Source organism: Streptomyces sp. NPDC057271 (assembly GCF_042668715.1).
Classification (GTDB): domain Bacteria; phylum Actinomycetota; class Actinomycetes; order Streptomycetales; family Streptomycetaceae; genus Streptomyces.
Window position 1 is genome coordinate 33799 of sequence record NZ_JBHUYJ010000022.1, and the last position, 14456, is coordinate 48254.

Here is a 14456-nt window from a genome sequence, read left to right on the forward strand (position 1 = left end):
TCCCCCCACACCCCGTCCGGTGCGGGGTCCCTTCGCCGTCTCCCGCCTGTGTCGGCCCCCACATCTGCCCTGGCGATCCGCCCCCCCGACTGCATGCTGCATGCTGTGCGTTCACGGTCGATTCGGACGGTCCACGGCATGGAGCTGCGCATGACTACCACCTTTCCGGACATCTCCATCAACACGGACCGGTTGGTGCTGCGCGCGCTCGAAGAGGCGGACGCGCCCGCCCTCGCCGAGATGATGAACGACGAGATGGTCGCGGCCTGGACGGCCGTTCCCCAGCCCTTCACCGAGCACGGCGCGCGCCGCTGGATCACCGAGTACGCCCCCGCGGAGCGCGAGGCCGGCCGGGGCCTCGACCTGGCCGTCACGGAGTTCCTCACCCAGCGCCTCGTCGGCATCGTCCAGCTGGGCAAGACCAACTGGCATGTCAGGTCCACCGAGATGTCGTACATCGTCGCGCCCTGGGCCCGCGGCGAGGGATACGCCTCCGAAGCCGCCCTCGCCACCGCCCGGTGGCTCTTCGGCGACCAGGGGATCGAGCGGATCGAGCTGCGCACCGCGGCCGACAACACGGCCTCCCAGCAGGTCGCCCAGAAGATCGGCTGTATCAGCGAGGGCGTCCTGCGAGGGGCCTGCATAGCCCGCACCCGCACCGAGGACGGCACCTGGGCCGACCTCCGCACGGACTTCATCGTCTGGGGACTGCTCCCCGAGGACCTGGAGGGCGTCGCCGACCAGATGGCGGAGGCCGGCTACTCCTCCTTCACCGACTGGAGCTGAGCCCGCAACCGAAGCCGGGTACCCTCGACACGCCCCCGACCTGCGACAAGACCTCAGGAGACAGACGACGATGGCCGACCGGGTCACGGTGATCGGCTGGGACGGCTCGCCCCTCACCGAAGCGGCCCGGTCCGCGCTCTCCGCTGCCACGCTCGTGGCCGGCGCCGCGCACCACCTCGCCCTGCCCGAGGTCCCGCGGGGAGCCGAGCGGATCCGCCTCGGCAGCGTCGACCTCGCCGCCCGCCGCATCGCCCTCCACCGCGGCACGGCCGTCGTCCTCGCCGACGGCGACCCGGGGTTCTTCGGCGTCGTCCGCACCCTGCGCGCCCCCGAGCACGGCCTGGAGGTCGAGGTCGTCCCCGCGGTCTCCTCCGTCGCCGCCGCCTTCGCCCGCGCCGGCATGCCCTGGGACGACGCCCGGATCGTCGTCGCCCACCAGCGCACCCTGCGCCGCGCCGTCAACGTATGCCGCGCCCACCCCAAGGTCGCCGTCCTCACCTCGCCCGGTGCCGGACCCGCCGAACTCGCCCTCCTCCTCGACGGCGTCCACCGCACCTTCGTCATCTGCGAGGAGCTGGGCACCGACCGCGAGCAGGTGACCGTCCTCACCTCCGACAAGGCCGCCGACCACGCCTGGCGCGACCCCAACGTCGTCATCGTCATCGGCGGCACGGCCGGCGCCCCGCCCGGAGGCTGGCTGATGGGCCAGGAGACCCCTGCCGTCCGCGGCTGGGCCCTGCCGCCGGAGGACCCCGCAGCCGTACGTCGCAGCGGCGAGGACCCCACTCTGCGTGCCGCCCAGCTCGCCCGCCTCGGCCCCCGCGTCGGCGACCTCCTCTGGGACATCGGCTGCGGCGGCGGCGCGCTCGCCGTCGAGGCCGCCCGCTTCGGCGCCGCCGTCATCGCCGTGGACGCCGACCCGGACGCCTGCGCCCGCACCGAGACCGCCGCCCGCCGGCAAGGCGTCCAGCTCCAGGCCGTCCGAGGCCGCGCCCCGCATGTACTGGAGCGCCTCCCCGAACCCGACGTCGTACGGATCGGTGGCGGCGGGGTCCCCGTCGTCACCGCCTGCACCGACCGCAGGCCCGAGCGGATCGTCGCCCACGCCTCCACCCGCGACGAGGCCGAGGCCATCGGCGCTGCGCTCGCCGAGGGCGGCTACACCGTCGAATGCGCCCTGCTCCAGAGCGTCGACCTCGACCCCGGCGACTGGTCGGAACGCGACCGCTCCGTCGTCTTCCTGCTCTCCGGACGCAGGTCGGCCTCGCTCTAGCCGTGCTGGAGGGAGGCCCACCCGTGACCGAGCCGCCCCGCCCGGCCAGGTAGGCTGGCCGATCGTCGTACCGCACCCGGACCGTCGGCCTTTTGTTCGCCAATGTCCGGAAGTAGTGACCGCTTCGGCCGCTGATGTGGTACGGAGCAACCGGGGGACGCGCGACGTGGCGCAGTCCACAGCAAACCGTGCCGGATCCGCCTGTCATGACGGCCGTCGGCCGCGACAATGCTGGGGTGTCCGCGCGTCATTCGTGCCGCACGGCGCGCACGCTCGTTCTTGTTGACGGGCGAAGGTCTGAAGGAGCACAACCGATGGGCGAGGGGTACGCATGACGGACACCGGCCAGGTCCCGGGCGAGGGGCTGCCGGAGAACGCAGGCATGGTCGAGCAGCCGGGCATCCCCGCTCCGGGCGCGTACACCTTCCTGGACCCCTCCGAGAGCGCAGCCGACGACGACGATCTGCTCCTGATGCCGGGTGCGCAGGGCGCGTGGAGCGAGCATCAGCCCGGCTCCGTGCCCGCGCCGCCCGTCGCCGTCCCCGCCCAGGTTCCCGCGCAGGGCATGATGCCCGGCCAGCTGCCACCGCTCGGCGACCCGCTGACCGACCCGCTGGCCGGACCGATCGCCGACGCCCTGGCCGCCCAGACCCCGATGGCGGCCCCGGCCCCTCAGGCCGCCCCCGCCGGTCCGGTCGCGCACGAGGCCGTCTCCACCCCCGCCCACGGTGTCCCGACGGCCCCGGAGGCAGCCCACGGCATGCCGATGGCGCCCGAGAACGTCCACCACGGCGTGTCCACTCCCGCCCACGGTGTACCGACGCCCGTGGAGTCCGGTCAGATCCTCGCCACCCCCGCCCACGGTGTGCCTGTCGCGCCTCAGGAGTCGTACGGCGCCGCCGAGGTCGTGACCGACCACGGCTACGAGCCCGGGATCCTGGACACCGGCGCCCACGAGGCCGCGGGCCGCGACTCCGGTTCGGTGGATCTCAGCGGCGTACGCGTGCCGCCGGCGGCCTCCGCCCCGACCCCGCCGCCCGCCCGCCGTCCCCTGCACATGGGCCCGCCCGTGCCGGAGAACAACGGGGGAGTCGTACGGTCCCTCGCCGACCGCGGGCCCGCCTCGGCCGTCGCGGCGCCCGCCCCCGTGGCCGCGCCCGTCCCGGCCCCCGTCGCCGCGACCGCGCCCGCCCCCGTCCCCAGCCGGGTCGCGGGTCCGCCGACGACCGGCCCCGAGTACCTCGACATCCCCCAGGAGCTGCCCGTCGCCCCGGCCGCCGCTCAGCTCGGCGAGATGCCGCCGCAGGGCGCCGTTCCGTGGGACTCGCAGCCGCAGGTGCCCGTGCAGCAGCCGATGCCCGCAGAAACGGTCGGCCAGTTCGTCCAGGTCGAGGGCACGGTTCCGACGACCCCGCACCTGGCGCCGACGCAGGCCGCCGAGCAGCCGGTGACCGAGGCCCCCGTCGCCGAGGCCCCCGTCGCCGAGGCTCCGGTAGTCGCCGAGGCCGTAGTGGCGGAGGCTCCGGTCGTGGCGGAGGCTCCGGTCGTGGAAGAGACGGCCCCGGTCGCCGAGGCGCCCGTGGAAGAGGCCGCTCCGGTCGAGGCGCCCGTGGCGGAGGCCCCCGTGGCCGTCCCCGCGCCGCGCGACGGCGGCCCGGCCGTCGCCGTGCCCGTACCGCAGGCCGAGGAAACCGCAGTCGAGGCCGTGCAGGAGCCCGAGGCCACCGAAGCCGTTGCCGAGCGCGTGGCGGAGGATCCGGTCGCGGAAGAGCCTGTCGCCGAGGAGTCCGCGGCGGCGGAACCGGTCGTCGAGCAGGCGGAGTCGGTCGATTCGGTCGTGACGGTCGAACCGGTCGAGCACGCCGAGCCGGTCGAGGAGCCCCCGGCGCAGGAGCCCGCGGCGGACGCGCCGTCCGAGGAGGCGGTCGCGGTCGACGAGCCCTCCGTCGAGGCGGTCCCGGTCGCCGAGGAGCCCGCCGCCCAGGAGAACGCCGTCGAGCAGCCGGGCCCGGACGAGGCCCCTGCCGACCAGGCGCCCGCCGACCAGACGCCCGTGGACGCGGCGGAGACCGAGGCGGCCGCCGTCGGCGCGGCGGAGACCGAGACGGTGGAGACCGAGACGGCGGACGCCGGGGAGCCCGTCGGCGCACCGGCGCCCGGGTACGCCGACGCCGAGCGCGAGGCCGTGCTCCGCGTCATGCGTGAGCGCCGCGACATCCGCAACGGCTTCCGCTCCGACCCGATCCCGCACGAGGTGCTGCTGCGCGTCCTGGAGGCCGCCCACACAGCCCCCAGCGTCGGCCACTCCCAGCCCTGGGACTTCGTCGTCATCCGCTCCGCCGAGACCCGCCGGAGCATGCACGAACTCGCCCAGCGCCAGCGCGAGGCCTACGCCAAGTCGCTGCCGAAGGCCCGGGCGAAGCAGTTCAAGGAACTGAAGATCGAGGCCATCCTCGACACCCCGGTCAACATCGTCGTGACCGCCGACCCCACGCGGGGCGGCCGGCACACCCTCGGCCGCTACACGCAGCCGCAGATGGCGCCGTACTCCTCGGCGCTCGCCGTCGAGAACCTCTGGCTCGCCGCCCGCGCCGAGGGCCTCGGCGTCGGCTGGGTCAGCTTCTTCGACGAGCGTGAGATGGTGCGGTCCCTCGGCCTGCCCGAGCACCTCGAGGTGGTCGCGTACCTGTGCGTCGGCTACGTCGACGAGTTCCCCGAGGAGCCCGAGCTGATGCAGGCGGGCTGGTCCAAGCGCCGTCCGCTGTCCTGGGTCGTCCACGAGGAGACGTACGGCCGCAGGGCGCTGCCCGGCGAGGAGCCGCACGACCTGCTCCAGGAGACCGTCGGCAACATCCGCCCGCTGGACGCCAAGGCGCTCGGCGAGGCCTGGGAGCGGCAGAAGCGCATGACGAAGCCCGCGGGGGCCCTCGGCATGCTGGAGATCATCGCCGCGCAGCTCTCCGGGCTCTCCCGGATGTGCCCGCCGCCGGTCCCGGAGCCCGCGGCCGTCGCGATCTTCGCCGGCGACCACGGCGTGCACGCCCAGGGCGTCACCGCCTGGCCCCAGGAGGTGACCGGCCAGATGGTCGCGAACTTCCTCGGCGGGGGAGCGGTCTGCAACGCCTTCGCGAACCAGGTGGGCGCCGAGGTCTGTGTGATCGACGTCGGTGTCGCCTCCGACCTGCCGGCCACGCCCGGCCTGCTGCCGCGCAAGGTCCGCGCCGGTACCGGTGACTTCACGACCGGTCTCGCGATGACCCGCGAGGAGGTGCTCGGCGCGATCGAGGTGGGCATCGAGACCGCCCGGGACCTCGTGGCGGCGGGCAACAAGGCCCTGCTGACCGGCGAGATGGGCATCGCGAACACCACCGCGTCCGCGGCGCTGATCTCCGTGTACACGGGGGTCGACCCGGTCGAGGTCACCGGTCGCGGCACCGGCATCAACGACGAGATGCACGCGCGCAAGGTCGACGTGGTGCGACGCGCCCTCGACCTCCACAAGCCGGACCCGGCGGACCCGATCGGCGTCCTCTCGGCGGTCGGCGGCCTGGAGCACGCGGCGCTCGTCGGCCTCATCCTGGGCGCGGCCTCGCTGCGCACGCCGGTCGTCCTGGACGGTGTCTCGACGGGCGCGGCAGCGCTCGTGGCCAGGGCGATCGCGCCCGAGTCCCTGGCGGCCTGCATCGCGGGCCACCGCAGCGCGGAGCCGGGTCATGTGGCGGCCCTCAACAAGCTGGGCCTGCGCCCGCTGGTCGACCTCGACCTCCGCCTCGGCGAGGGCACCGGCGCCCTGCTCGCCCTCCCGATCGTCCAGAGCGCGGCCCGCGCGATGCACGAGGTGGCGACGTTCGACTCCGCGGGCGTGACGGAGAAGTAGCCACCCCGCCGTGACCGTCGTGCCCACCCGTCCGCCTCGCGGGACGGGTGGGCGCACCACCACGGCCCGGTTCGAGACCCTCCTGGCCTCCAGGGCAGGGACATCCGTCACAGGCCGCCCACCCCCGGTGACCGATATCGTGGGCACCGGTGCCCGCACCGATCACCGCACCGCGTCCCACCAGCCGCTTCACCGCCGCAGCGGCCCCGTACCCCGCCTCTCCGAGGAGCCGCACACCCATGGCCGACCCCGTCGAGACCGCCGCGTACCCCGCCTACCCCGTCGGCCTCCGCCTCTCCGGCCGGCGGGTCGTCGTCCTCGGCGGCGGCCAGGTCGCCCAGCGCCGGCTCCCCGCCCTCATCGCGGCAGGCGCCGACGTCACGCTGATCTCCCCGTCCGCGACCCCGTCCGTCGAGGCGATGGCCGAGACCGGCGAGATCACCTGGGCCAGGCGCCGGTACGAGGACGGGGACATGGCCGACGCCTGGTACGCCCTCGTGGCCACCAGCGACCCCGTCGCCAACGCCGCCGCCTCCGACGAGGCCGAGCGGACCAAGACCTGGTGCGTGCGGTCCGACGACGCCGACGCGGCTACGGCCTGGACCCCGGCCACCGGCCGCAGCGAGGGCGTGACCGTCGCCGTGCTCACCGGCCACGACCCCCGCCGCTCCGCCGCCGTGCGGGACGCCATCGTCGAGGGCCTGCGGGACGGTTCCCTCGCGGCCCCGCAGCACCGTTCCCGTACCCCCTTCGTGGCGCTGGTGGGCGGCGGCCCCGGCGACCCCGACCTGATCACGGTCCGCGGCCGCCGGCTGCTCGCCGAGGCCGACGTGGTCATCGCCGACCGCCTCGGGCCCCGTGACCTGCTCGACGAGCTGCCCCCGCACGTCGAGGTGATCGACGCGGCGAAGATCCCGTACGGCCGGTTCATGGCGCAGGAGGCCATCAACAACGCGCTCATCGAGCACGCCAAGGCCGGCAAGTCGGTCGTGCGGCTCAAGGGCGGCGACCCGTTCGTCTTCGGCCGCGGCATGGAGGAGGCCCAGGCGCTGGCGGCGGAGGGCATCCCCTGCACCGTCGTCCCCGGCATCTCCAGCTCGATCTCCGTCCCGGGCGCGGCCGGCATCCCGGTCACGCACCGAGGAGTGGCCCACGAGTTCACCGTCGTCAGCGGGCACGTGGCGCCCGACGACCCGCGCTCCCTGGTCGACTGGGCCTCGCTCGCCAAGCTCACCGGCACGTTGGTGATCCTGATGGGCGTCGACAAGATCGGGAAGATCGCCGAGGCGCTCGTCGCCCACGGCAAGTCCCCCGAGACGCCGCTCGCCCTCGTCCAGGAGGGCACCACCGCCACCCAGCGCCGCGTGGACGCCACGCTGGCCACGGTCGCGGAGACGGTGAAGGCCCAGGAGGTCCGCCCGCCGGCCGTCATCGTCATCGGCGACGTGGTCACGGAGAGCCCCGACAAGCTCGTGAAGTAACCCCGCGGCCAGGGGTGATCGAACCCCCGTCGCACACATTGGCACCGCACCCCGGACAAGGCAGTATCACCTCGTGGCCGAACTCATCACGATCGACGATCCCGACGACCCGCGCCTGCGCGACTACACCGGCCTGACCGATGTGGAGCTGCGCCGCAGGCGCGAGCCCGCCGAGGGGCTGTTCATCGCCGAGGGCGAGAAGGTCATCCGCCGGGCCCGGCAGGCCGGGTACGAGATGCGGTCGATGCTGCTCTCCGCCAAGTGGGTCGATGCAATGCGGGACGTCATCGACGAGGTCCCGGCGCCCGTGTACGCGGTGCAGCCGGAACTCGCCGAGCGCGTCACCGGCTACCACGTGCACCGCGGGGCCCTCGCCTCCATGCAGCGCAAGCCGCTGCCGAGCGCCGAGGACCTGCTCCGTACGACCCGCCGCGTCGCCGTGATGGAGTCGGTCAACGACCACACCAACATCGGCGCCATCTTCCGCAGCGCGGCCGCTCTCGGCATGGACGCGGTGCTGCTGTCGCCGGACTGCGCGGACCCGCTGTACCGCCGGTCCGTGAAGGTCTCCATGGGCGCGGTCTTCTCCGTCCCGTACGCCCGTCTGGGCACCTGGCCGCGCGGGCTGGAAGCGGTACGGGAGGCAGGCTTCAAGCTGCTCGCCCTCACCCCGGACGAGAAGGCCTCCCCGATCGACGTGGCGGCCCCGCACAAGCTCGAACGGGCGGCGCTGATGCTCGGCGCCGAGGGCGACGGCCTTTCCACGCAGGCGCTGCGCGCGGCGGACGAATGGGTGCGCATCCCGATGGCGCACGGCGTCGACTCGCTCAATGTGGGCGCGGCGGCGGCCGTGGCCTTCTACGCGGTGGCCGGCGGCCGCCCCCAGGACTGACCGGACAGCCCCCGGGCGTCGCCTGGCCCACGCCTATCCCTGGAGTGCCTGTGCGGCCGCGATCCCCAGGGCGACGACCAGCGTCACCACGACGAACACGAAGAGCCGCTGCCGCAGCAGCCGCGGGTTGGCCGGGCGGCGGCCCGTCGAGGTCGTGCGCGCGCCGCCGGGCCGGGAGGGCGCGGGACGCCCGTTCGGCCGGGACTGCGAGGCACGCGCGGATCCACCGCCCGTACGGGGCGCGGACGGCCGTGAGGCGGGGTCGCCCTGGTCCCGTCCCTGCGTCGTGCGCTCGGTGTACCGCTCCGTCGGCCGGCTGCCGGTCGACTGCTCCGTGCGCTCCCGCTGGACGGGCGGACGGCCAGCGGGCAGCCCCTGTGCCTCGCGGGCGGCGATCTCCTTGAGCCGCATGGAGAGCTGGAGCGTGCTGGGCCGGTCCTCGGGATCCTTGGCCAGACAGGCCCGCACGAGGGGGGCCAGCGCGTCCGGTACGCCGCCGAGCTGCGGCTCCTCGTGGACCACCCGGTAGAGCATGACCTCCGAGCTGCCATGACCGAACGGGGAGTCCGCCATCGCCGCGTACGCCAGGGTGGCGCCGAGCGAGAAGACGTCCGTGGCCGGGGTGACGGCCGCGCCACGCACCTGCTCCGGCGCGAGGAAGCCGGGGGAGCCGACGGCCGTGCCCACATGGGTGAGGGTGCTGGCGCCCGTGGCCCAGGCGATGCCGAAGTCGATGATCCGGGGGCCCTTGGGGGACAGCAGGATGTTCGACGGCTTGAGGTCCCGGTGGACGACCCCAGCCTCGTGTACGGCCACCAGGCCCTCCGAGAGCGCCGCCCCGATCGCGGCCACGTCGGCGGCCCGCAGCGGCCCCTCCTCGGCGACCCGGTCGTGCAGCGACGGGCCGGGCACGTACTGGGTGGCGAACCACGGACGGTCGGCCTCCAGGTCGGCGGCGACCAGCCGGGCCGTGCAGCCGCCCCGGATCCGGCGGGCCGCGGAGACCTCGCGCGCGAAGCGCGACCGGAACTCCTGGTCCTCGGCCAGGTCGGGCCGGATCACCTTCAGCGCCACCCGCTGCCCGCGCCGGTCGGACCCCAGGTACACGACCCCCATCCCGCCGGCCCCGAGCCGGCGGTGGAGCCGGAACGACCCGACGATCCGCGGATCCTCGCGCCGGAGCCGCATCATCGCCATGTCCGTCCCCTCGTCCGTTCGACGTGGCACAGCTTACGTATTGACGACCCGGTGTGCTCATAGGCCGCGCCCTCGCGCGGGGATCGATTGTCAGTGCTGGGGAGGACACTTGAGGGGTGGTCAGAACGGCGGCGCTTCGGCCCGTCCGGGCCACGGGATTCTCCAACATCCAATCGCAGAAGGGGGATTCGGACGATGAAGGGTGATCGTGTGGAGATAGTCGTGGACGCGGGGGACACGACACGGACGTACGAAGTGGTGGCCTCCAGGGCGGGCCGGAGGGTGGAGACGGCCGTACGGCGAGGGGTCGTGGAAGTGAGCGAAGTCACGCGCACGGGGGTGGTCGTCCGGACGGCCCGATTCATGGCGAGCCGGGTCCTCGCACTGGTCGAGCAGCCGGTCCCTCTCAGGGAAGACCCTCAGTCCTAGCCCGGCTCCTCCACCCAGGGGAGTACGCCGAACGTGGCTCGTCATCCTCCGGGAGGCCCGGAGATCGGTACGCGGGCATGACGTCCGGGCGGTGTCCGATCCCTAGTGTTGAAGTCAAGCGGCGGGTGCAGCACTCGTCCCCCGAGGTCAACACCCGCCGCTGCCAGACACGACAGGAGAGGACCCATGGCGTATTCGGCACCGCGGATCAGCACCCGACCTTCGGCCCGCCGTCACCCCCTGGTGGCGACCGCCATGGTCCTCCCTCTCGCGACCCTGCTGGTCGTCGCCTTCGGCGGCTGGGACGCAGTGGTCACCCATGCGTCGTCCGTGGGCGTGATGCTGGGGCGCTGAGCGGCGCCCCGGACCCGGGAGAGCGGCCCGGGTCGGGGACATCCGGCCAACAACCCCGTGGGGACGGGGGTGCGGCGGACGGCAGCGTGTGGCCGGTCAGCTGGGGAGCTGACCGGCCCTCGCGCTTTCCCGGGGCGGCGGCTGCGGTGCCCCGAGCCCGCCTGGCCACGACGGCGGCTGCGGTGCCCCGGGCCCGCCTGGCCACGACGGCGGCGCGTACGCTCCCCGCGTGGAGCACGCCGAACTCGAACGACTGGGCGCCCTCGCGCGCGACGCGGCGCACCGGGCCGACGCGGCCTGCCCGTGCGCCGAACACACCCGGACCGTCCTCGCCGACCGGGACGACGGCACCGTCGTCCGCCACGGAGCGGTCGTCGTCAAGGCCCACGCCCCCGGCACCGACCCCGAGGAGCACGCGGCCCGGATCGCCGTCGCCGCCCTCGACGCCCTGGACGGCATCCTGCTCCCGCCCCACGCCCACCCCGCCCCGTACCTCGCCGACCGGCCGCTCACCGCCTGGCCCTACGGCGCCCCCGTCGACCCCGACGACCCCGACGCGGCGCCCTGGGAGGATGCCGCCCGGCTCCTCGCCCGGCTGCACCGCACCCCGCCGCCTTCCGGCCTCCCGGCCATGCGGGCCCCGGCCAAGGCCGCCCTCGCCGTCGAGCGGATGCGCCGGGCCGACGGCGCGCCCCGCACCGCCGTCGAGGCCGTGCTGAGCGCCTGGCGTACGCTCCCCGGGAAGGGGACGGCCACCCGCCTCCTCTGTCACGGCGACTTCCACCTCGGCCAGCTCGTGCGCGACCCCCGTACCCCCGACCGTCCCTGGGTCCTCATCGACGTGGACGACCTCGGCCTCGGCGACCCCGCCTGGGACCTGGCCCGCCCCGCGGCCTGGTTCGCCGCCGGCCTCCTGCCCCCGGACGTCTGGTCCCGCTTCCTCGACGCGTACGTGCGGGCCGGGGGCCCCGCCGTCGACGCCCACGACCCCTGGGGCCAACTCGACGTCCCCGCCCGCGCCCTGACCGTCCAGACGGCGGCACTCGCCCTCGCCAAGTCCACCGCCGAGCAGCGGCCCCTCGACGAGGTCGAGGGCGTGATGATCGACACGTGTGCCCGAATCGGCTCACTCCGAACCGAGTTGGCCCGGCCTGCGTCCCCCTAAGCTGAAAGCACCATTCGAACGGCAGGGAGTTGAGCCGACCATGCAGTGTCCCAAGTGCCACGCAGCGATGCACACGTACAACCGCAACGGCGTCCAGATCGAGCAGTGCAGCGGATGCCGGGGGATATTCCTGGACTACGGCGAGCTGGAGGCCCTGACCCGGCTCGAGTCCCAGTGGGTGCAGCAGGCCCCGCCCGCGCCCGCCCCGCCGGCCTACCCGGCGCACGGTGCCCCCGCCGCCCCCGCGTGGGGTGCCCCGCACCACGGCGGCCACCACGGCGGTCACCGCCACCAGCGTGGCTTCGGCCGGATGCTCTTCTCCTCCTGAGCATGGACGGACACGACGAAGCCCCCGGCCGCGAGAGGCGACCGGGGGCTCCGTCGTATGGTGCGCGATACTGGGATTGAACCAGTGACCTCTTCCGTGTCAGGGAAGCGCTCTCCCGCTGAGCTAATCGCGCGGGCCGGTCCCAAACCATACAGGACCAGGGGCTTTGCTGCGTGCGCGATACTGGGATTGAACCAGTGACCTCTTCCGTGTCAGGGAAGCGCTCTCCCGCTGAGCTAATCGCGCGGGGATCCTTGCGGACCAGATCCTTACGGACCAGTGGACGATACTGGGATTGAACCAGTGACCTCTTCCGTGTCAGGGAAGCGCTCTCCCGCTGAGCTAATCGTCCTTGGAGGTGGAGACGGGATTTGAACCCGTGTAGACGGCTTTGCAGGCCGTTGCCTCGCCTCTCGGCCACTCCACCAGGAGTGAATACAGGGGTTCGGGAAGATCCCCCACATCGAGCGGACGACGAGATTCGAACTCGCGACCCTCACCTTGGCAAGGTGATGCTCTACCAACTGAGCCACGTCCGCTTGTCGTTTCCGTTCCGCTTGCGCGTCCCGGCGACGTGTTGAACTCTAGCGGATTCCTGGGCCAGCACAAAAACGCGTTTCCGCAGCGTGCTGAGCTGCGCACGGAGCCGGGTGGCCGAGACCGTTCGCGCGACGTTCACTCCCCGTGTCCCCGAGGTGGCGCGCAGCCGCCCCGCGTGGGTGCCCACCACCGGCGTCCGCGCCGGAGCCCCGCCGCCCCTCCCGCCCGCCTAGACTCGATTCGTGCACGACCTTGCTCCTCTGGCCCGCTTCGGCGGCCTCGTCGCGACCGATCTGCGGGACGTCACCAGCGACCCCGCGGCCCTGGACTCCGCCGGCTTCTGGGCCGTCTCCGCGGACTTCGAGGGCCGTCTGACCTGTGCCCGCTTCGGTGACGTACGGGCCGACCCCGTCCCCGCCCCCACACCGGGCGCCTGGCGCGGCCCCGCTGCCGGCGACTGGACGTCGTCCCTCGACCACGCCGCGTACACCGAGGGCGTCCGCCGTATCCGTGGACACATCGCGCGCGGCGAGGTCTACCAGGCGAACCTCTGCCGTGTGATGACCGCCGCGCTGCCCGACCCCGACGCGGCCGACGTCGACGCCCTCACCGCGCTCCTCGCGCGCGGCAACCCCGCGCCGTACGCCGGAACGATTCGGCTGCCCGCCCACGGGGTGGAGATCGCCACCGCGTCCCCCGAGCTCTATCTGCGCCGCACGGGTGCCACGGTCGAGTCCGGTCCCATCAAGGGCACCGGGCGCACCGCCGAGGACCTGCTGGAGAAGGACCACGCCGAGAACGTGATGATCGTGGACCTCGTACGGAACGACCTGGGCCGGGTCTGTGCCACCGGCTCGGTCACCGTTCCCGAACTCTGCGCCGTCGAGCCCCACCCGGGCCTGGTCCACCTCGTCTCCACCGTCCGCGGCGAACTCGACGAGAAGGCGGGCTGGCCGGAGCTGCTCGCCGCCACCTTCCCGCCCGGCTCGGTCACCGGAGCACCCAAGTCGAGCGCCCTGCGGATCATCGATGCCCTGGAGACCGCACCCCGCGGCCCGTACTGCGGGGGCATCGGCTGGGTCGACGCCGACCGTCGCACCGCCGAGCTGGCGGTCGGCATAAGGACCTTCTGGATCGACCGCCCCGAGGGCGTGCTCCGCTTCGGCACCGGCGCCGGCATCACCTGGGGCTCGGACCCCGAGCGTGAGTGGGCGGAGACCGAGTTGAAGGCGTCCCGGCTGCTGGCGGTAGCGTCGGGCGCGCACGAGGCGAGCGGAAAGGCCATTTCTCGATGAAACTCTGGGTCAACGGAGGACTGCGCGACGCGGAGGAAGCCCGGGTGTCCGTCCTGGACCACGGGCTGACGGTCGGCGACGGCGTCTTCGAAACGGTCAAGGCCGTCCGCGGCGAGACCTTCGCCCTCACTCTCCACCTGGAGCGCCTCACCCGCTCGGCGCGAGGTCTGGGCCTGCCCGACCCCGACCTCGACGAGGTCCGCCGCGCCTGCGCCGCGGTCCTGGAGGCCAACCCCATGGAGCTCGGCCGGCTCCGCATCACGTACACCGGCGGTCTCTCCCCGCTCGGTTCCGAGCGCGGGGACGCGGGGGCCAGCCTCGTCGTGGCCCTCGGCGAGACCGGCCGCCGCCCCGACTCCACCGCCGTGATCACGGTCCCCTGGACCCGTAACGAGCGTGGCGCACTCACGGGCCTGAAGACCACCTCGTACGCCGAGAACGTCGTCGCCCTCGCCAGGGCGCGCGAACACGGCGCCTCCGAGGCGCTGTTCGCCAACACCATCGGGCAGCTCTGCGAGGGCACCGGCTCCAACGTGTTCGTCGTGCTCGACGGCCGCATCCACACCCCGCCCGTCTCCTCCGGCTGCCTCGCCGGCATCACCCGCGCCCTCGCGGTCGAGTGGACCGGCGCGGTGGAGACCGACCTGCCGCTGGAGGTCCTGCAGAGCGCCCAGGAGATCTTCCTGACCTCCACCCTCCGCGACATCCAGGCCGTGCACCGGGTCGACGACCGCGAACTGACCCCCGCCCCGGGGCCGGTCACGGCGAAGGCGATGAGGATCTTCGACGAGCACGCGGCGGCCGACAAGGACCCGCACGCGCGATAGCGCGATAAGGGG

12 protein-coding genes and 5 tRNA genes are annotated in these 14456 nt (G+C 73.8%); 11 read left to right on the forward strand and 6 right to left on the reverse strand.

Features of this window, described 5'->3' with window-relative positions; genetic code table 11:
- Positions 1-150 precede the first annotated feature (150 nt).
- From ACFUJR_RS13375 to ACFUJR_RS13395, 5 genes are all read left to right on the forward strand, one after another.
- A complete protein-coding gene (locus ACFUJR_RS13375; protein WP_383168900.1) occupies positions 151-786 on the forward strand; it encodes a GNAT family N-acetyltransferase in 636 nt (211 codons plus the stop codon).
- A 70-nt stretch (positions 787-856) separates the two neighbouring features.
- Positions 857-2059: a precorrin-6y C5,15-methyltransferase (decarboxylating) subunit CbiE gene (gene cbiE, locus ACFUJR_RS13380; protein ID WP_383168903.1), complete on the forward strand. Its 1203-nt coding sequence runs from the start codon at positions 857-859 to the stop codon at positions 2057-2059.
- Positions 2060-2390: 331 nt separating this feature from the next.
- Positions 2391-5936, forward strand: coding sequence for a nicotinate-nucleotide--dimethylbenzimidazole phosphoribosyltransferase (gene cobT / locus ACFUJR_RS13385; RefSeq protein WP_383168906.1), 3546 nt, complete (start codon positions 2391-2393; stop codon positions 5934-5936).
- A 239-nt stretch (positions 5937-6175) separates the two neighbouring features.
- Positions 6176-7417, forward strand: a complete 1242-nt coding sequence (gene cobA, locus ACFUJR_RS13390; protein ID WP_383168908.1) for a uroporphyrinogen-III C-methyltransferase — start codon at positions 6176-6178, stop codon at positions 7415-7417.
- A gap of 73 nt (positions 7418-7490) precedes the next feature.
- Positions 7491-8309, forward strand: coding sequence for a TrmH family RNA methyltransferase (locus tag ACFUJR_RS13395; RefSeq protein WP_383168911.1), 819 nt, complete (start codon positions 7491-7493; stop codon positions 8307-8309).
- Between the two features lie 33 nt (positions 8310-8342).
- On the opposite strand, the gene ACFUJR_RS13400 is transcribed toward ACFUJR_RS13395, so the two are convergent.
- Entirely contained in the window at positions 8343-9506 is a 1164-nt protein-coding gene (locus ACFUJR_RS13400) for a serine/threonine-protein kinase (protein WP_383168914.1), read from the reverse strand.
- Positions 9507-9701: 195 nt separating this feature from the next.
- Here ACFUJR_RS13400 and ACFUJR_RS13405 point away from each other — a divergent pair, with 195 nt between their 5' ends.
- The 4 genes from ACFUJR_RS13405 to ACFUJR_RS13420 all read left to right on the forward strand — a co-directional run bounded on the left by ACFUJR_RS13405 (position 9702) and on the right by ACFUJR_RS13420 (position 11782).
- Entirely contained in the window at positions 9702-9935 is a 234-nt protein-coding gene (locus ACFUJR_RS13405; protein WP_137990476.1) for a hypothetical protein, read from the forward strand.
- A 186-nt stretch (positions 9936-10121) separates the two neighbouring features.
- Positions 10122-10289, forward strand: coding sequence for a hypothetical protein (locus tag ACFUJR_RS13410; protein WP_383168918.1), 168 nt, complete (start codon positions 10122-10124; stop codon positions 10287-10289).
- 229 nt (positions 10290-10518) lie between these two features.
- Positions 10519-11454: a phosphotransferase family protein gene (locus ACFUJR_RS13415; RefSeq protein WP_383168921.1), complete on the forward strand. Its 936-nt coding sequence runs from the start codon at positions 10519-10521 to the stop codon at positions 11452-11454.
- Between the two features lie 40 nt (positions 11455-11494).
- Positions 11495-11782, forward strand: a complete 288-nt coding sequence (locus ACFUJR_RS13420; protein ID WP_383168924.1) for a zf-TFIIB domain-containing protein — start codon at positions 11495-11497, stop codon at positions 11780-11782.
- Between the two features lie 58 nt (positions 11783-11840).
- On the opposite strand, the gene ACFUJR_RS13425 is transcribed toward ACFUJR_RS13420, so the two are convergent.
- The 5 genes from ACFUJR_RS13425 to ACFUJR_RS13445 all read right to left on the reverse strand — a co-directional run bounded on the left by ACFUJR_RS13425 (position 11841) and on the right by ACFUJR_RS13445 (position 12321).
- Positions 11841-11915: transfer RNA gene (locus tag ACFUJR_RS13425), tRNA-Val, on the reverse strand.
- Between the two features lie 41 nt (positions 11916-11956).
- Positions 11957-12028 (reverse strand) — tRNA-Val (locus ACFUJR_RS13430).
- A 34-nt stretch (positions 12029-12062) separates the two neighbouring features.
- Positions 12063-12134, reverse strand: a tRNA-Val gene (locus ACFUJR_RS13435).
- A gap of 1 nt (position 12135) precedes the next feature.
- Positions 12136-12209 (reverse strand) — tRNA-Cys (locus ACFUJR_RS13440).
- Positions 12210-12248: 39 nt separating this feature from the next.
- Positions 12249-12321, reverse strand: a tRNA-Gly gene (locus ACFUJR_RS13445).
- A 243-nt stretch (positions 12322-12564) separates the two neighbouring features.
- Between ACFUJR_RS13445 and ACFUJR_RS13450 the strand changes: the two genes are divergently transcribed.
- Together ACFUJR_RS13450 and ACFUJR_RS13455 are read left to right on the forward strand one after the other, a co-directional pair.
- Positions 12565-13617 (forward strand): chorismate-binding protein, encoded by a 1053-nt coding sequence (locus ACFUJR_RS13450; protein ID WP_383168927.1) that lies wholly within the window; start codon positions 12565-12567, stop codon positions 13615-13617.
- Positions 13614-14444: an aminotransferase class IV gene (locus ACFUJR_RS13455; RefSeq protein ID WP_383168930.1), complete on the forward strand. Its 831-nt coding sequence runs from the start codon at positions 13614-13616 to the stop codon at positions 14442-14444. Before ACFUJR_RS13450 ends, ACFUJR_RS13455 begins: the two co-directional genes overlap by 4 nt.
- Positions 14445-14456 lie beyond the last annotated feature (12 nt).